At 59.8% G+C, this 17866-nt stretch carries 18 protein-coding genes; 5 read left to right on the plus strand and 13 right to left on the minus strand.

Features of this window, described 5'->3' with window-relative positions:
* Both AC1DLB_RS02765 and AC1DLB_RS02770 read right to left on the minus strand, forming a co-directional pair.
* Positions 1-874: transporter (locus tag AC1DLB_RS02765; RefSeq protein ID WP_477784567.1), on the minus strand; the 874-nt coding region annotated here is incomplete at its 3' end.
* Between the two features lie 128 nt (positions 875-1002).
* On the minus strand, positions 1003-1980 hold the full coding sequence (locus tag AC1DLB_RS02770) for a helix-turn-helix transcriptional regulator (RefSeq protein ID WP_018927903.1): 978 nt from the start codon (positions 1978-1980) through the stop codon (positions 1003-1005).
* 266 nt (positions 1981-2246) lie between these two features.
* Between AC1DLB_RS02770 and AC1DLB_RS02775 the strand changes: the two genes are divergently transcribed.
* Positions 2247-3152 (plus strand): methyl-accepting chemotaxis protein, encoded by a 906-nt coding sequence (locus AC1DLB_RS02775; protein ID WP_018927904.1) that lies wholly within the window; start codon positions 2247-2249, stop codon positions 3150-3152.
* 39 nt (positions 3153-3191) lie between these two features.
* On the opposite strand, the gene AC1DLB_RS02780 is transcribed toward AC1DLB_RS02775, so the two are convergent.
* Entirely contained in the window at positions 3192-4520 is a 1329-nt protein-coding gene (locus AC1DLB_RS02780) for an alginate export family protein (protein ID WP_018927905.1), read from the minus strand.
* 305 nt (positions 4521-4825) lie between these two features.
* On the opposite strand from AC1DLB_RS02780, the gene AC1DLB_RS02785 reads away from it, so the two are divergent.
* The 3 genes from AC1DLB_RS02785 to feaR all read left to right on the plus strand — a co-directional run bounded on the left by AC1DLB_RS02785 (position 4826) and on the right by feaR (position 7972).
* Positions 4826-6325: an APC family permease gene (locus AC1DLB_RS02785; protein WP_477784568.1), complete on the plus strand. Its 1500-nt coding sequence runs from the start codon at positions 4826-4828 to the stop codon at positions 6323-6325.
* On the plus strand, positions 6306-6890 hold the full coding sequence (locus AC1DLB_RS02790) for a DUF3156 family protein (protein ID WP_064617369.1): 585 nt from the start codon (positions 6306-6308) through the stop codon (positions 6888-6890). Before AC1DLB_RS02785 ends, AC1DLB_RS02790 begins: the two co-directional genes overlap by 20 nt.
* 119 nt (positions 6891-7009) lie before the next feature.
* Positions 7010-7972 carry a transcriptional regulator FeaR gene (feaR, locus tag AC1DLB_RS02795; RefSeq protein ID WP_477784569.1) on the plus strand — a complete coding sequence of 321 codons (963 nt, stop codon included), beginning with the start codon at positions 7010-7012 and terminating at the stop codon, positions 7970-7972.
* A gap of 59 nt (positions 7973-8031) precedes the next feature.
* Here the strand turns inward: feaR and AC1DLB_RS02800 are convergent, their stop codons facing one another.
* The 6 genes from AC1DLB_RS02800 to AC1DLB_RS02825 form a co-directional block, all read right to left on the minus strand.
* Complete coding sequence (locus tag AC1DLB_RS02800) at positions 8032-8799, minus strand: SDR family oxidoreductase (RefSeq protein WP_111454930.1); 768 nt, start codon at positions 8797-8799, stop codon at positions 8032-8034.
* Positions 8792-9592 (minus strand): SDR family NAD(P)-dependent oxidoreductase, encoded by an 801-nt coding sequence (locus AC1DLB_RS02805; RefSeq protein ID WP_477744377.1) that lies wholly within the window; start codon positions 9590-9592, stop codon positions 8792-8794. Before AC1DLB_RS02805 ends, AC1DLB_RS02800 begins: the two co-directional genes overlap by 8 nt.
* A complete protein-coding gene (locus AC1DLB_RS02810; protein WP_477744378.1) occupies positions 9585-10406 on the minus strand; it encodes a molybdenum cofactor biosynthesis F family protein in 822 nt (273 codons plus the stop codon). The genes AC1DLB_RS02805 and AC1DLB_RS02810 overlap by 8 nt, the downstream gene beginning before the upstream one ends.
* Positions 10407-10499: 93 nt before the next feature.
* A complete protein-coding gene (locus AC1DLB_RS02815) occupies positions 10500-11165 on the minus strand; it encodes a helix-turn-helix transcriptional regulator (protein ID WP_018927912.1) in 666 nt (221 codons plus the stop codon).
* 52 nt (positions 11166-11217) lie between these two features.
* Entirely contained in the window at positions 11218-11583 is a 366-nt protein-coding gene (locus AC1DLB_RS02820; protein WP_018927913.1) for a cupin domain-containing protein, read from the minus strand.
* 53 nt (positions 11584-11636) lie between these two features.
* Complete coding sequence (locus AC1DLB_RS02825; RefSeq protein WP_477744379.1) at positions 11637-12935, minus strand: NAD(P)/FAD-dependent oxidoreductase; 1299 nt, start codon at positions 12933-12935, stop codon at positions 11637-11639.
* A 232-nt stretch (positions 12936-13167) separates the two neighbouring features.
* On the opposite strand from AC1DLB_RS02825, the gene hpaR reads away from it, so the two are divergent.
* Positions 13168-13590, plus strand: coding sequence for a homoprotocatechuate degradation operon regulator HpaR (hpaR, locus tag AC1DLB_RS02830; RefSeq protein WP_026286557.1), 423 nt, complete (start codon positions 13168-13170; stop codon positions 13588-13590).
* A gap of 63 nt (positions 13591-13653) precedes the next feature.
* Here the strand turns inward: hpaR and AC1DLB_RS02835 are convergent, their stop codons facing one another.
* The 4 genes from AC1DLB_RS02835 to AC1DLB_RS02850 form a co-directional block, all read right to left on the minus strand.
* Positions 13654-15108, minus strand: coding sequence for an NAD-dependent succinate-semialdehyde dehydrogenase (locus AC1DLB_RS02835; RefSeq protein ID WP_086945687.1), 1455 nt, complete (start codon positions 15106-15108; stop codon positions 13654-13656).
* 16 nt (positions 15109-15124) lie between these two features.
* Positions 15125-15925 (minus strand): 4-hydroxy-2-oxoheptanedioate aldolase, encoded by an 801-nt coding sequence (gene hpaI, locus AC1DLB_RS02840; protein ID WP_018927917.1) that lies wholly within the window; start codon positions 15923-15925, stop codon positions 15125-15127.
* A gap of 18 nt (positions 15926-15943) precedes the next feature.
* Positions 15944-16747 (minus strand): 2-oxo-hept-4-ene-1,7-dioate hydratase, encoded by an 804-nt coding sequence (gene hpaH / locus AC1DLB_RS02845; protein WP_018927918.1) that lies wholly within the window; start codon positions 16745-16747, stop codon positions 15944-15946.
* Between the two features lie 12 nt (positions 16748-16759).
* On the minus strand, positions 16760-17866 hold a 1107-nt coding region (locus tag AC1DLB_RS02850), incomplete at its 5' end, for an MFS transporter (protein ID WP_477784570.1).

Consider the following 17866-nt stretch of genomic DNA (forward strand, 5'->3'; position numbering starts at 1 on the left):
CATGGACCAGACGCAGCAATGCGTCGGTACCGTGATAGCCGTTGTCGGTGGCGACGTTCTGCGAGAGGCTGAACATCAACTGATTCTGTTTATCGAGCCAGTGACCGACTTCGAAACCCACCTGGGTGTAGCGCTTGTGGGTGTCATCGATGCGTTGTTCATTGATCCGCAACTCGCCGCCATCGGCGTGGATCAGTCGCAACGCGCCATAGGTGCTCGACGTGAAGTCATAAGAGGCAAAAGCTTGCAAGCGATACAGAGGGTCCTGTTTGAGGTCATTGCTGAAGTAGTCGTCGTTCTTGCCATAGAGCTGGGCTTCGAGGTTGGCTTCCAGCACCCATTTTTCACCGATGCCCTGGGTGTAGTTGTAAACGAAGGTTGCCCCCCAGCGATTGGCACCGGGTGACACATCGGGATTTGTGCTGTGGTACTCGCCCACCGGCAGGGTAATCAGGGTCAGCAACCCGCTGTAGGTGCGCGAGGTGGGGTCGTTGATGAAGAACAGGGTGCCGCCGACCTGAGGGTCACCGAAACCGCTTTCTCCGGTGTGCTGACTGGCACCTGGCAGGTGGGCGCTGATGTCGGCGAAGGGCACGATGAATTGTGGGGTGCAGAGGGTGCCGCAGATGTCGGTGAAAAAGACCTGGCGATAAGCCACGGCGTTGACCTTAAGGTCGGCCTTGCCCGTGCTGTCGGCGGGGCCGTGGAAATCATTGGCGCGGCTTGCCGGCAAATACAGCACGCCCAGGGTGGTGCCCGAAGGGGCGCCGAAAAAATCCCGGGCGTTGAGGTCGGCGGCGCCAGCATGCAGGCTCGACAGACCACTGATAAGAGCCAGTGCAGTGTTGCGGGTGAAGGTACTGGTCATGGGCATTGCGTCTCTTCTTTGAGTTGTTGTGCGGCGAACGGATCGCCCCTACGTGGCATAGGGAAAAAAGGGCAAAAGTGTCCCGTGGCTGTCAAAAAGGCAGCTAAAAAGTCAGCGCGAGTCAGCGGGGTAGATCAGTCAGGCGGGGCGTGCAGCAGATGGGCAATTCGGGCTTTGTCCTTGACCCCGAGTTTGCTGTAGATGGCGCGGATGTGGTGGCGCACGGTATTGGGTGACATGCCCAGATCGCGGGCGACTTCCTTGTAGGTCTTGCCTTCGCCGAAGCCTTGAGCCACATCGTTTTCTCGTGGACTCAATTGCATCAGCACAGTGCGGCTGCGGGCTGCCAGCAAGAACAGATCACCGACCGTCGAGGCCTCGATCTGCAGATACTTGCCTTCATACCCATTAGCGTCCATTGCCACCGGCAGGCAAGGGCCGGTCCAGTCCGTCCACTCGGTCAGCAGCAAGTCGACGAAACCACGTTCCGCGCAGTGCAGTGTGCCGCGCTGGTCGCATACGGCGAGCGCCAGATTGCGCGGGCGGGTGAGGGTTTCGCGCATGGCCACAAGGGTGCGGATCTGGTTGGCCGATACCGCAGCAACCAGATGAAGCATGAGGTTGTTCAGCAACCGACAATCCTGATCGGAAAAGCGCGGTGCTTCGGGAGCGCGATACACCGTGAGGTGATCGCTGAGGTGGGTTTGTGGGTCGACGTACACAATGCACAGCAATTCGCCAATACCATAGGATTCGCCGAGCCAGTTGAGTCCGGAACCGTTGGAAGGGTCGCGCATGTCGACGATGACCGCTTGCCCGGGGATGTCGTGGACCCTGCCGACGGTCACGTCGATATGGCGAATCGATTGCCAGTCCGACAGGTAGCTGCGGGGCAATTTGTAGAGATAGGAGTTGTGTTCTTCAGGCAACCCTTCAATCAGCGCCGCACGCCCCCACCAGGCACTGTCGAAGGGTAACAACTGGTTGATGCAGCCCAGCGCGGCGTGGTGGAAATGCTCGATGTCTTTGTCCTGTGCCAGGCGCTGAAGCTCCAGTGTCATTGCACTGAACGCCTCTAGGAGGCTGGCGTGACCATGATCATGACGGCTCATTCGTATGTACCTCTGTGCGACATTTTTATTGTTTTCGTCACGAAGTCATTAAGGACCGAAACGTCGTTTGGACGTGGGCAGGGCCTGAGGACGAGTATCGGCGGGTTGAGAGAGTATCGCTATCCTACAGATGCACGATGGCTGCTACAGGAAGGCCTTTTGTGTGTGGCAGACAGGAGCAAACGCCTCAGCAGCCACGTACAAGCAATCATCTCCCGTTTGCTATCAGATCCAGTGTCTCGACTCGATGAACAAAGGACAGGCTGATGTTCTTCAAGAAACATAAACAGCAGCAGGCGCTCACCGAGGCCTTGCAACTGGAACGGTTTACACAAGAAAAAAACCAAATCGTGCAACGTCTGCGGGTCGCCGAGGAGCTGTCCAAGGGCCAGGCCTGCCAATTGGAGCGCAGCGAGCAGGCGCTTGAAACGCTTCGCCAACAGCTGGAACAGACCCGGCTCCGCGAGCAGGCGCTGGAGGCCGAGTTAAGCCTGCACGTGCAGTTGTCCCACCAGCACCGGCAGGAGGAGCAGATCTGGGAGCTGTTGCAATCGACGCTGACCGAGGGTTGCTGGGACATCACCGTGGTCAACGGTGATGTGCAGGATCCAGCCAGTTGCATGCGGTTTTCCAGTCAGTTCCGCCTCCTCATGGGGTATGCCCCGCACGAGCTGCCCGACGGTTGGGATGCTCAAGTCAACATCACCCATGCTGACGATCTGCCGAAGATCATGGCGATCTTCGATCGGGAAATCCTCGCAACCCACGGCAGTGGTGAATACGTCTTTGAATACCGGATGCGCCACAAGACCCGAGGTTACATCTGGTGTCGCGAGCGTGGTCGCGCAGCCCGTGATGAGCAGGGCCGCTTGACCCGAGTGATCGGCGCGGTGCGCGACATTAGCGATGAGCGTTCAGCCGAGGCCACCCATCAACGAATGCTCGAGCAGAATCAGGCGACCTACGGCCAGATCGCGACGGTGGTAGGAGTCATTAAAGGCATCGCCGACCAGACCAACTTGCTGGCCTTGAACGCCGCCATCGAAGCGGCCAGGGCGGGGGAGGTCGGGCGCGGGTTTTCAGTGGTGGCCGATGAAGTGCGCAAACTGGCGGAAAATACCCGCCAGGCGACTCATCAGATTCAGACGATGTTGCATCAGCACAAACAATAAACCGCGTCAGGAGCTGCGCCAGGCAGCTCCTGAAATGGATTAGAAAGGCACGGCCACGGTCAGTTGGCTGTAGACATTGGTGCCGTTGCCACCAACCTGATTACCGCCGTTGCTTTCATCCTTTTCCGGCTTATACAGGCCCACCAACGGGGTGACGATCAGGTGCTCGTTCACCGCCCATTCGGCATACAGGTCCAGTTCACGACCATCGAGGTCCAGCGCATTGTTCTTGTGCAGGGTCTTGTAGTCGAAAAACAGCACGCCAACGGTCACTGGCTCCAGTGGTTTGACTTTGAGCGCCACATGCTGGATCGCGGTGTTGCTGTTGAACGGGCCCGAATAATTACCGGCCACTTCGCCCTGGAACCAGGTGCCGTAGCCACGGTTGACACCGTTGAACATCGAATCCCAATCTTTGGAATAGCGGCTGTAACGGTACGTCAGGTCCGGCGACCATGGCAGGTCGGCAAAGGTGTAGCCGGCTTCGGTGTACCAGGCTTTTTCCGGGCCGGCGTCCTTGTCCTGCCAGGCATATTCGAAGGAAAAGTGAGCGTTCTCTATTCCGGCATTGCCAGCGCCCCGCAGGCTATAAATGTTCATGCCTTCACGTTGCTTCTGGAAGTCGCTGGCATAACGATCATCGACGTCAATGCCGTGAATATACGTCAGCCCGAGGGTACCTGGCGCGGCGGTGTATTCCAGGGTGCTGGCGGCCATCTCGGTCTTGGCCTGGGCGCGGTTGTCCGACTTGATCCACATCAGGCTGCCGTGCACGCCTTCCTTGCCGCCCAGGCGCAGGACGGCCGTTTCGTCGAATGCGTGGCGCGCCGCGAGATAATAGGCACCACCTCGGTTGAACTCACCATCCGCCACACCTTTACCCAGGTTCAGGCCGTCGTCGTTGATGATGAAACCGTCACCGAGAGTAATGACCTGGCGCCCAAACGACACATCCACGCCATCCTTGCCAAGTACCGGGAACAGGTCGCCGGAACGCCAGCCGGCGAAGGCTTCATCAAACTTTGTGGTTCGTTCGGTACCGTCGGTGATGCCCGCGGCATCGCCATCGCCCCAGGTGCCGGAACTGACCAGATTGGCCGTGCCGTAGGCGCTGCCCAGGCCGCCGAGCGTTTGCTCGACACTCAAGCCATACTTGATAAATCCTTCGCGCCAGCTAGACCCGCCTGTGGTGCCGTCATAGTTCTTGCGACTGTTGAACATCCCATAGACCGCGAGGAAGTTGCCCGTGACCTTGGTGTCGTTATCGGCATACAGCTCGTACGCCTGGGCCGACGAGTCGGCGATCAAGAGCGCGATCCCCAAACCAACGGCCTTGGGCAGCGCTCGTGCTTTCAGTGTTTGCTCCATTGTTGTTTTCCCCAGCTTTTGTTGGACAGTTCGATAGGTCGAGTGCGCATTAGGGCGACTGGAGATGGGGGAAGTCTTTCACCTGCGTGCCAGGCATTTGATCCTGTCAGCCACGCGGTGAAGCATGGCAGGGAGCAACAAGACCGGCGGCAGACATGGGCAAGACGATCTGGGTGGCAGAGGAGCACAGTCACTCTGCACACGGCGCCGTTTCGCTCAGGGACTGGCTGGGGAGGGCTTTATCGCCGGCTCCTTGAACGGCTCGATACATCCACTATAAAAATCCGCTTTCGAGGATCTGCACTATGTCGATCAATGACAGACTCACCGAGCATTTGAACCGGGGCACGGTCGGTTTTCCCACTGCGCTCGCCAGTACCATTGGTCTGATCATGGCCAGCCCGGTGATTCTCACCGCGACCATGGGCTTTGGCATCGGCGGCAGCGCCTTCGCGGTGGCCATGCTGATTGCCGTGGTGATGATGTTGGCCCAGGCGACCACCTTCGCTGAAGCGGCATCGATCCTGCCGACTACCGGTTCGGTCTACGACTACATCAATTGCGGCATGGGCCGCTTCTTTGCTATCACTGGCACGTTGTCGGCCTACCTGATCGTGCATGTGTTCGCAGGCACTGCCGAGACCATTCTTTCCGGGGTCATGGCCCTGGTGAACTTCGAGCACCTCAATACCTTGGCAGAATCTGCCGGTGGTTCCTGGTTGCTTGGGGTTGGGTTCGTCGTGGTGTTCGGGATTCTCAATGCCTTCGGCGTCAGCGCCTTCGGCAGGGCAGAGATCATTCTGACCTTCGGCATGTGGACCACGTTGATGGTGTTTGGCGTGTTGGGGTTGATCGCGGCGCCAGCGGTGCAACTGGATGGCTGGTTCGGTGTATCCCTTGTGGGTACTGACCTGATCACCATCCTGTCGCTGGTGGGCATGGCCATGTTCATGTTCGTCGGTTGTGAGTTCGTCACCCCTCTGGCGCCGGACTTGCGCCAATCGGCCAAGGTCATGCCCAAGGCGATGATTCTGGGGTTGTTGAGCGTTGCGTCGTGCATGTTCATCTATGGCGCGGCAATGAAGCGTCAAGTGGAGAACGTGTTGCTTGATGCCGCCGGTGGCGTGCATCTGCTCGATACACCGATGGCCATTCCAAAGTTCGCCGAGCAGGTGATGGGCAATATCGGTCCGATGTGGCTGGGGATCGGCTTTCTGTTTGCCGGGGCGGCGACCATCAATACGCTGATGGCGGGTGTGCCGAGGATTCTTTACGGCATGGCAGTCGACGGCGCGTTGCCCAAGGTCTTCACCTACTTGCACCCACGCTTCAAGACGCCGCTGCTGTGCATTCTGGTGGCGATGCTGATTCCTTGCCTGCATGCGCTGTATCTGGGCGGTAACACTGACAACATCATGCATCTGGTGTTGGCCGCCGTTTGTGCCTGGAGTTTTGCCTATCTGCTGGTGACGCTGTCGGTGGTAATGCTGCGCATCCGTCGTCCCGATCTGCCACGGGCCTATCGCTCGCCCTTCTTCCCGTTGCCACAGATCCTTTCCAGCGTCGGCATCCTGCTGGGCATGTGGTTTATCACGCCGCCCGGCATGAACCCCGCGGATATCTATGTCCCGTTCGYGGTGATGCTTGGTGGCACCGCGGTGTACGCGCTGTTCTGGACGTTAGTCGTGCAGAAGGTCAATCCATTCAAGCCTGCTTCGGTGGAAGAAGTGCTGGCCAAGGAGTTCTCCAATGAACCGGGGCACCCTGACAACGGGTATATCGACCATGCTGCAAAAACTGTCTGAGCTGTTCAGCGCCAGACGCGCCCCAGCCGGTTATCGACCTGGGGTGACGCTCGAGCACCTGCGGCGCAACCTCGGTCTGGCCAGTTTCGAGCAGACAGAGCCGACAGCGGCCCGGGCTTCGCTGGACGATGGCAGCCTGCAATTGGAGATCGTCGAGCGCACCGAGTCGCAGCTGTTGATGCACCTGGTCATGACCGAGTTCGTGATCCGGGTGCCTGCCTCGACTGAGGGCGCGGCGAGCTTCGAACTGCACCATAGCGGGGCTGTTCGACGGACCGGGATCCGCTGTCGGCAGCGTGCTGGAGATCCCGCGCTATTAGCCAGGTTGCAAGCCAGGTTGCAGGAAGACAGTGCGCTGCACCAGGCCTTGATGCCGTTGGACTTCAAACGCTTGCGCATCGATCTGCAAGGGCATCAGTGGTGCGTACGGCTGGAGCATATGGGTGGCAGCGAGGTGGTCAACCGGATGCCGGCCTTTCGTCGCTACATCGCTTTGAGCCGTGATCAACGCACTTGGCTGCTTGAAGCGTTGACTGGATTGCAGCGCTTGTTGCGCACGCTTTGATTCGCGATTTTTGGCATCATTAGTGCTACCCACTTTGGCAGACACGTACTTGTTGCGCGCATATAGATAACATGTTAACTATTGTGCAACAAAAACAAAAAGCCATTGTGGAGAGCCCCATGAGCATCCATCAGTCTATGCAAGAAGGGTTGGAAACCTGGACCCGGGATCTGCGAGCAGCCTGTKGTCATTTCGACACAGAATTGGCCTACAACCGTTCGCTGTTCATTGGCGAGGTTTCCGAGTGTTCCCGGGGCGGTCTGTCCTTGGCGAACTTGCGTACCAACGCAGGGCTTATCAAGCGCGACAAGCCCAACGCCGATCACGACAACGAACAGGATTGCTTCCTGGTCAGCCAGCGCAGCGGTTACTGCCAGATCACCCAGTACGGACAGAGCATCCAGTTGGCTCCCGGGGACCTGCTGCTGATGGACTCGGGRGGTTCCATTGAAATCAGCCCATTCGGGCTGATCGAGCATGTCTCGGTCTCCTTGTCCCGCAACGAAGTGTGCAAACAGCTTGGCAGCCAGTCCCGGACGTTCGGCAAGATTTCCTCGAGCAAGGCCTGTGGGCGGATGCTGCATGTGCTGGTGGATCAGCTGTGCAAGGACGCGTGGGTGGGCGAGGGCGCAGTCGGTGAGGGTGAGGCGTTGCAATCGGCTTTTGTATCGTTGCTGGGTTCGGCATTCGATCAGGATCAGGTGTCGGGGGATGACGTTACTTCGTTGCAGGGCAACAACCTGCGCAGTTATGTGCAGAAAGTCATCGACGAGTCCCTGACCCAGCCGGGCTTGAGTCCCGTCGGGCTGGCCAATCGATTGAACATTTCAGTGCGGCATTTGTATCGGTTGTTTGAAGAGCAGGACGATAGCGTCTGTCGCTACATTCAACGGGCGCGGCTCAAGCGCAGCGCCGATGACCTGACCAATCCGTTCTTGCGTAGCGAATCGATCACCTCCATCGCTTACAAGTGGGGTTTCACCGACTCGGCGCATTTCAGCCGCTCGTTCAAGAAGCAGTTCGAGCTGTCACCCAAGGATTTTCGTTCCAGTCATTTGCAGCAGGCGGTGGGGACGGCTTGACTCTCTGAATGAAAAAGGGGGCTTTTCAAAGCCCCCTTCCAGCATGAAAAAACGCTATATCAAACCTCTGGCAAGGTCGAGCCGCCATCGACCACCAGCGTCTGTCCGGTGATGTAAGTTGCCAGATCCGATGCTAGAAACAGCATGGCTCCGGCAATATCCGCCGCCTTGCCAAGCCGTCCCAGGGGCACTCGACTGGCGATATTTTCGTTCAGTTGGTCGTCCCCCAGATTGCCCATGGCTGGCGTCGCGATCATGCCCGGCTCGACGCCATTGACCCGCACGTTGTGTCCGGCCAGTTCCAGTGCCGCGTTGCGGATGAAACCGTTGACCCCGGCTTTTGATGCCGCGTAATGGCTCAGCCCCGGATAAGCCACTTTTGGGCCGGTAACTGACGAAGTGACCAGCACACAACCACCGCCCTGACGGTGAAACATCGGCAAGGCCGCCTGGGTCAGCCAGAACAATGCCGAGAGATTGACCGCCAGGGTGCGCTCGAGAATGGATGGCGTGATGTCGGCAAACGGTGTCAGCGGAAAATACCCGGCGTTGTGCACCAGAATATCGAGCCGACCCCAGCGTTGCTCCAGTGCCCGGACCATGTCGAACACTGCCGTGGCATCGGCCAGATCGACGCCCACAGCTTCGACCTGACACGTCTGCCCGGACAATTCGCTGGCCAGTGCCTGAGCCTGTGACAGTTGCAGGTCGGCKATTACCACTCGCGCACCGCGCCAGGCGAAGGCTTCGACGATCGCCCGGCCAATGCCTTGGGCGCCGCCGGTCACCAGTACGGTTTTACCGCTGAAATCCAGGTCATCAGGCATGAGACGGCTCCATGTGGGTGTAGGCCAGGGTCGGCACATCGACGATGCTCGAGCCGCCGTCGGCCACCACGGTTGCGCCCGTGATAATCGACGCTTCGCTAGAGGCCAGGAAGCGGCAAACCCTGGCAATTTCCTCGGCGCTGGCCGGTCGTCGCAACGGCACGTCGGTGCAGACCCGGTCATAGGCTTGCTGCAGCGTTTCGCCATAGAAGTCCATCAGCGGCTGCATCTCCTGATCGGCCATGGGCGTGCGCACCCAGCCGGGGCAGACGGCGTTCACTCGTACACCGCGCGGGCCGTAATCTCTGGCCAGCGAACGATTGAGGCCGAGCAGCGCATGCTTGGCGGTGGTGTAGCCGCAGACTTCGGGGCCCGCCGCCAGTGAGGCAATGGACCCGATCAGCACGATGTTGCCGGTACTTTCCAGCAGCAGAGGCAGGCAGGCCCGGGCACTGTAGAAGGCACTGTCCAGGTTGCTGCGCAACGCCGCTTCCCAGGTCTGCGGGCTAGTGTCGGTGGCGCTGCCCAGGCCAAGGCCGCCGGCACAGGCCAGCAGTACATCAAGGCGCCCGTAGCGCTGACGAATCTGTGCCACGAATCCTGCCCAGGTGTCCGGGCAGGCGGCATCGCCGACCAAAACCAGCCCGCCGGTTTCCCGGGCAATTTGCTCCAGGGGCTCGCGGCGGCGGCCGATCAACACCAGACTGGCGCCTTCGGCTGCGTACAGCCGGGCACAGGCAGCACCGATACCCGTCCCGGCACCGGTAATTGCAACGGTACGTGGCTCAGGCATTGGGATACTCCGTCCGGTTGAGAACCTGGCAGTAAGAGCTGACCGGAAAGTTTGACAGTTCATCGAAGGACGACCCGGCATAACCGAAGATCTTGCCGTCGCTGCGGTGCTGTTGCAGGTCGATCAGCACCAGGCCGAGGGTCGGGATGATCTTCTCGCGCCAGACGAACAGGTACAGCTGATCGGCGATCTTGTAGTAGTGGCAGCGGTCGGTGTCGCACAGGCCTTGCTCGACGCCCTTGAGGCACTGCCAGGAATAGAACTGATCGTTGAGGTAGATGTGTTCGTAGACTTCACTTGGGCTGTAGCGATACAGGTTGCGCAGGCCGCTCAGTTCGCTGGTCGGTGCGTGAGGGCATTGGCCTTCCTGCCACGGACGATCAAGGCTGCCATGCAAAAACTCGACTTCGACCGAGGTCAGGTGCTTGCCCGCCAGCGCACGGCTGTAGAGGCCTTCACAGGTTTGCTCCTGGGTCGGCATGCGGCCGATCACAGCGGTGAATGCAGCGCTAACGGTGTCGAGCACCAGGCTGATCGACCAGGCTTGACCACCTTCGTGCTTGATGAAGTCCACCAGGTACAGACCTGGACGCACTGAGGTGGCTCGATAGTTTGCAGTGCCCGTGGAGCGCCCATCGGCAGCGGTCCAGGATAGGACTTCGGTGTCGAAACGATGTTCGATCTGCCAGCCATTGGCGAAGTTCAGCGTGAAGGCCTTGCCGTTCAGGTCGGCCAGGTTCGGCAGGATGAAGGCTTCAGGGGCGAAGCCGTCGGCCAGGGCGCCAACGGTGATCCAGTCGGATGATGTTGTCATTGCAATGCTCCAGTTGAGTGAAATAACAATCTGGAGCATGCGGTTCGCAAACAAGCTCGCCTATCAACCGGATGGTTGAGCCGGGCTAAAAAATCAGAGCTGGAGAAACAGGGTTCCGACCAGCTCGGTGCGGCTGCTGACGCCGGTCTTGCGAAACAGGTTGATCAGGTGGGTCTTGATGGTCGGCAGACCGACTTTCAGTTCCAGGGCCAGTTGCTTGTTGCTGGCGCCCTGGCGCAGTAACAACGCGATCTGCCGCTCCTTGGGCGTCAGGCCGGTCAGCGGATCTTCGCAGGGCTGTATGTTCGCGACGGCGAGTTGCAGCAGGGACTGCAAGGCATTGAGCTGGGCCAGTTGGTCGGTGGTGAAGGCGCCTTGTTCGGCGGTGCGTAACATCGAGATCGCGGCCTGAGGCTGGCCGGCGCGATGGGCGAGGATTTCCACCACATCGACAATGCCATAGCGCTGCAGAAAGTCCCGATAGCGCCGACTGTCCCGTGTCGGCTGTCGGGCCATGGCAAAACCCAGAGGCACCACGGCTCGCCCGCTGGACAGGCAATTTCGCGGTTGCAAAGGGTCGAACCGACGGTAGTTGTCCAGATAGTCGCGATGCATCTCATCGCTCATGCAATGCAGCCGGAAGTCACGGGCTTGCAGTTGCCGGTCGACACAGTAGAACGCCGCCTGACTGGCAGGTACGAGTTGAGTGAAAGCTTGCAGGCAATGGCCGGCGATTTCCTGGGTGGGGAGGGCATTCATGTTCGGTACCTCGCCAAGGGGCTACCGGCTGTTCGCCGGCAACCCGAATCGGTCAAGCGACAGCGAAGTAGTGTTTGACGAAACTTTCGCTGACCACTTCCCACAGCACGGGAGTGCCTTTGGTCACGAACCAGCTGTCGCCGGCCTTGTAGCGAGCACTCTGGCCGGTGGATTCGTTGGTCAGGACCACTTCGCCGGTAACCACCGTAGCTTGTTCGGCGAACGGATAGACCATGCGGAACTTGCCCTGGGTGGTGCCGAAATAGGCACTGCTGACCGGGTCGGTCGGTGCGCCGAAAGTCATTTTGCCGAAGGCTTTGACTTCGCCTTCGAGGATTTCCGAGCCGAGGTCGGCAACGGAGCCCCAGGCGTCCAGTTCGGACAGCTGGATGTCTTTCTTGAGGGTGGTAAGGGTCATGGCAGTTGCTCCTGATGAGTAAAAAAACAGAAAAGGGAAGAGCGCCTTGGCAGTTACCGACGCCCGTTCCAATAACCTGACAGCTGGTGCCAGGACTTGCCGGCGGTCATCAACAGTGGGCGAAACGCATCTTTGCCAAGGATGGTAGGGCGGTGGATCGAGCTGACCAGGTCATAGCGCGCCGAGCCTTCACTCATGCCTTCGGCCAGCACCTTGCAGATGATGTGGCTGGGGGTGACGCCGAAGCCCGAATAGCCCTGAACGAAGAAGGCGTTGCTGCGACCGGGCAGGGTGCCGATCTGCGGGAACAGATTCGGGCTGCAGGCCATCGGACCGCCCCAGGCCAGATCGATTTTCACGTCCTTGAGGTACGGGAAAATCTTCAGCATCAGGTTGCGGTTCCAGGCTTTCAGGTCCAGGGGAATGTGCTCGACCAGCGGTGTGGCCGCACCGAACAACAGACGGTTTTCGTTGGTGACGCGGTAGTAGTCGATCACCGGACGAATGTCGCTGTAGGCGCCGCGAATCGGGCTGATGCGGTTGATCAACTCGTCCGACAGTGGCTCGGTCATCATCTGGAAAGCGTAAGTGTTTATGGTCGAGCGGTGCAGCTCAGGTTCCAGCTTGTTGAGGAAACTGTCGCAGGCCCACAGAAGCTTGCTGGCCTTGACCGAACCACGGCCGGTGCGCACGGTGATGCGCTCGCCATAGCTGACTTCCAGCGCTGGACTGTTCTCGAAAATCCGCACGCCGTGCCCAACCAGTGCCTTGGCTTCACCGAGTAGCAGGTTCAACGAATGGACGTGACCGCCGCCCATGTGCAGCAATGCGCTGCTGTAGGCATCGGAGCCGATGATTTGCTTGACGTCCGAACCACCGAGAAAGCGAATCTCGTGTTTGCTGTTGATCGATTTGAAGTCTTTTTCCCAGGCGCGCAGGGTCTTTTCCTGGCGAGCGTTGAAGCCCATGTAGCCGTAGCCGTGGCAGAAGTCGGCATCGATGTTGTACTTGGCGATGCGGTCCTTGATGATGTCCGCGCCCAGGTCGCTGATCTCGAAGACCTGGCGCAGACCGTTCTCGCCCACGTCCTTCTTGATCTTCTCCAGGTCGTGACCGATGCCGGCCATGATCTGCCCTCCATTGCGCCCGGTGCCACCGAAACCCAGGTAACGCGCCTCCAGCACAACGATGTTGGTGATGCCTTTTTCGGCGAGCTCAAGCGCGGTATTGATGCCGGAGAAACCACCGCCAATGACCACAACGTCGGCTTCCACATCCTGTTCCAGGGTCGGGAAGCTGAGATTGTATTTTTTGGTGGCCGTGTAATAGGTGGGCGTTTCGATATTGATCATGGCGCAGCCTGAAAAAGTGAAGAAAAACTCAACGCAGGGCCTTTGATTAGCTCTGTACCGGATGACTCCTATTAAGAGCCTTGGCTCGGTGGATGTCTTGATTCTCTATGCCGGGATTTTTGATTCAGCGCGCCAGAAGGCCTTTGCGATAAGAAGTTATGGCGCGTTCGGGGGGACAGGATGATAGAGTTTCGTTAAATTATTAACTAAATCAACCGTGATCCTGACTCCGATGCTCAAACCCCGGCAATCCCTGACCTTGACCCTGCTGCAAGCACGTGAAGCAGCCATGAGTTTTTTTCGTCCCTCGCTCAACCAGCACGGGTTGACTGAACAACAGTGGCGGGTTATCCGCATTCTCAGTCAGCACGGCGAGCTGGAAATCTACCGGCTGGCGGAACTGGCGTGCATCCTCAAACCGAGCATGACCGGTGTGCTGGTGCGCATGGAGGCGGCCGGCATGGTCCATCGGCGCAAGGCCGAGCAGGACCAGCGACGGGTGCTGGTGACCCTGGCCGAAAAGGGCGAGGCGTGCTTTGAGTCCATGAGCCAGTGCATGGAAGAGAACTACCAACGGTTGCAGGCACAGTTGGGAGAGGAGAAGTTGCAGACGCTGCTTGGGTTGCTCGATGAATTGAAGACCATCAAGCGCTGACAATATCGGAGCGATTTCGCGAGCGAGCTTGCTCGCGAAATCGAATGACGCGTTGTACAGAGATTATTTGATGCTCAGGCACATGTACTTCTGCTCGATGTAATCATCGATCCCATACTTGGAACCTTCGCGGCCCAACCCTGACTGCTTTATCCCGCCGAACGGCGCCACTTCGGTGGAGATCAGTCCTTCGTTGACTCCGACCATGCCGTACTCCAGCGCCTCGCTGACGCGCCAGGCCCGGCCCAGGTCGCGGGTGTAGACATAGGACGCCAGACCGAACTCGGTATCGTTGGCCATGGCGATTGCCTCGGCTTCGGTGTCGAAACGGAACAGCGGTGCCAGCGGGCCGAAGGTCTCATCCCGGGCCACCAGCATGGCCGGGGTGACGTCGCCGAGGACCGTGGGCTCGAAGAAGTTGCCACCCAGTGCGTGGGGTTTGCCGCCGGCCAGCAGCGTCGCGCCCTGGGCCAGTGCGTCGTTGATGTGTTCCTCGACCTTGGCCACCGCCTTGGCGTTGATCAGCGGCCCTTGTTGCGCGCCTTCGGTTTCGGCCCGGGCGACCTTGAGGGTGTTGACCGCCAGCACCAGGCGGCGGGCGAACTCGTCATAGACACTGTTTTGTACCAGCAAGCGGTTGGTACAGACACAGGTCTGGCCGCTGTTGCGGAATTTCGAGCCGATCGCACCTTCCACGGCGGCATCCAGGTCGGCGTCTTCGAAGATGATAAACGGCGCGTTACCGCCCAGTTCCAGGCTGACTTTCTTGATGGTTTGCGCACACTGGGCCATCAGCAATTTGCCGATGCCGGTGGAGCCGGTGAACGAGAGTTTTTGCACTGCCGGGTTACCCGTCAGCTCTGCACCGATTTCCCGGGAGCGGGTGCCGGTGACGACGTTCAGCACACCCGCCGGAATGCCGGCGCGTTCGCCGAGTTCAGCCAGGGCCAAAGCCGACAATGGGGTTTCTGAAGCCGGTTTAAGCACCACGGTGCAACCGGCGGCCAACGCCGGACCGACCTTGCGGGTGATCATTGCATTGGGAAAATTCCACGGTGTGATGGCCGCCACCACCCCGATGGCTTGTTTGATCACCACCAGCCGCCGACCTTGCTTGTCATGAGGAATCACATCGCCGTAGACCCGCTTGGCCTCTTCGGCGAACCACTCGATAAAGCTCGCGCCATAGGCAATTTCGCCACGACTCTCGGCCAGCGGTTTGCCTTGTTCCCAACTGAGCAGGCGAGCCAAATCTTCCTGATGGGCCATGATCAGCTCGAACCATGTGCGCAATACCTTGCTGCGATCCTTGGCGGTTTTGCCGCGCCAGGCGGGCAGGGCAGCCTGGGCCGCGGCGATGGCGCGGGCGGTTTCGGCTTGGCCGAGGGAGCTGATTTGGGCGATGACTTCGCCATCCGCCGGGTTGGTCACCGCGAAGCGTGAACCGTCATCGGCGTCGACCCATTGGCCATTGATGTAAGCCTGCTCGCGCAGCAGTTTCAAATCGTTAAGTTTCATCGGGCTTCTCGAAAAATCAGTACACGCCGCCGGAGCTGGTGGGCACCGGAGCATCTTTGAATTTGCCGGCGAGGGTTTGCAGGCCACGCATCAGCACGGTGGTGTCGACACCCACGGCAACGAATGCCGCGCCCAACTCGATATAGCGCCGGGCGAGTGTCTCGTCGGCGCTGAGAATGCCTGCGGCCTTGCCGGCCTTCTGAATCCGCACGATGGCGTCCTCGATGGCCGCCTGCACCTCGGGATGCCCCGGATTGCCGCGATGGCCCATGGACGCGCTCAAATCCGCCGGGCCGATAAACACCCCGTCCACGCCCTCGACCGCCGCAATGGCATCCAGGTTGACCAGGCCTTCGCGGTTCTCGATCTGTACCAGCAGGCACATTTGTTCATCCGCTTTGTCGAGGTAACCGGGAATGCTGTTCCAGCGTGACGCACGGGCCAGCGCACTGCCGACACCGCGTATGCCCTGGGGCGGATAGTGAATCGCACGCACCAGTTCCCGTGCCTGTTCGGCACTTTCGACCATCGGCACCAGCAGGGTCTGGGCGCCGATATCCAACACCTGCTTGATCAGCGCGATATCGCCGATCACCGGGCGTATCACCGGATGACTGGGGTAGGGCGCCACTGCCTGAAGCTGGCCGAGCAACCCACGAAGATCATTGGGTGCATGTTCGCCGTCGATCAGCAGCCAATCGAAACCGGCATTGGCTGCCAGCTCGGCACAGTAGGCGTCGGCCAGACCGAGCCAGAGGCCTATCTGAGCTTCGCCGCTTTTGAGGCGTTGCTTGAAACGGTTGATGGGCATGTCCATGGAACAGTCCTCCAGGGATCAAACAAAGCGGCAGGAGATGGAACCCAGCATGTCGTAATCGACATGGAAGGTATCACCGGGGTTGGCCGCCACCGGGCGGGTGAAGGAGCCGCCGAGAATGATTTGGCCCGCTTCCAGGGTGACGTCGTAGGCGGCCAGTTTGTTCGCCAGCCAGGCCACGCCTTTGGCCGGATGATTGAGCACGGCGGCCGACACCCCGGACTCCTCGATCACGCCGTTGCGGTAGAGCACCGCAGGCACCTTGCGCAGGTCGATCTCGGTCGGCCGCACGGCACGACCGCCCATGACCACGCCAGCGTTGGCGGCGTTGTCGGAAATGGTGTCGAACACCTTGCGTGTCGCCTTGGTCTGCGGGTCGATTTGCTGAATTCGCGCATCGATGATTTCCAGCGCCGGGATCACCCATTCAGTGGCGTCGAGCACGTCGAAGATCGTGCAGTTCGGACCTTTGAGCGGCTTGCCAAGGATGAACGCCAGCTCCACTTCCACCCGCGGCACGATGAAGCGCTCGAACGGAATGTCCGTGCCCTCGTCGAAGAACATGTCATCGAGCAAGGCACCAAAGTCCGGCTCGGTGATGTTCGAGGACACTTGCATGGCCCGCGAGGTCAGACCGATCTTGTGCCCGACCAGTTTGCGCCCGTCCTTGATTTTCTGGGCGACCCAGGCGCGCTGGATGGCATACGCGTCTTCGATGGTGATAGCCGGGTGATCGAGGGAAAATTGCCGGACCTGCTCCCTGGAGCGTTCAGCCCGATCCAGTTGTGCGGCGGCGTGAAGGATTTGCTGTTGATCGAGCATGACGAAGATCTCTTATTGTGGATTGACGATGGCCGCATTGGTGCGCAGCACCAGGAAGCCGCCGAGAGCGATTAACAGCGCCAGGACATACAGGGCCAGGCTGGCGCTCTGAGTGGTGTCGCGCATCCAGCCGATCAGGTAAGGCGCGAGGAACGAGGCGATGCTGCCGAACGAGCTGATCAGGGCAATGCCGGCGGCTTGTGTGCAGTTGGAGAGAAAGGCCGGAGGCAGTTGCCAGAACATCGGCAACGCGGCGCTGGCACCCATGCCTGCGACGGTCAAGCCGCCCATCACCAACAGCGGGTTGCCCGGCGCCAGGCCCGCCACTGCGATACCGGCGGCGGCCATCAGTAGCGGCACACACAGGTGCCAGCGGCGTTCGCGGTTACGGTCCGACGAGCGTCCGCAGCCGATCATGAAGAAACAACCGGCCAGATAGGGCACTGCACTGAGCAGGCCTACCTTGCCGTCGCTGCCAATTCCCGCGCCGTGGATCAGTGTTGGCATCCAGAAGGCCAGGGTGTTGACCGCCAGCATYACCGCAAAATAGATCGCCACCAGCAGCCAGACCTGCGGGTCGCGCACAATCCCACCGAAGGAGGTGATGGATTTACGCTGTTCTTCGCTGCTCAGTTGCGCGCGCAGTTGCTGTTTCTGCGCCGGGTTCAGCCACTTCACGACTTCGAAGTTATCCGGCAAACACTTGAGCACCACCAGGCCCAGCAAGACCACCGGCGCTCCTTCGATCAGGAACATCCACTGCCAGCCGCGCAGTCCACCGAAGTCATGGAGGTTTTCCAGAATCGCCCCGGACAGCGGTCCGCCGATGACTCCGGCCATCGGCACGGCAATGGCAAACAGCGCGGTGACTTGAGCCCGGCGCCGGGCCGGGTACCAGCGATTGAGGAACACCAGGATCCCGGGAAAGAAGCCAGCTTCGGCTACGCCCAGCAGAAAGCGCAGGACATAGAAACCGCTGGAGCTTTCGACCCACAACATGCTGGCAGAAAGTACGCCCCAGACCACCATCAGGCTGGCTATCCAACGCCGTGGTCCGACCCGGTCAAGGGCCATGTTGCTCGGTACCCCGAACAGCGCGTAGGCAATGAAGAACAGTCC

This window comes from Pseudomonas sp. 05N434, from assembly GCF_056396965.1.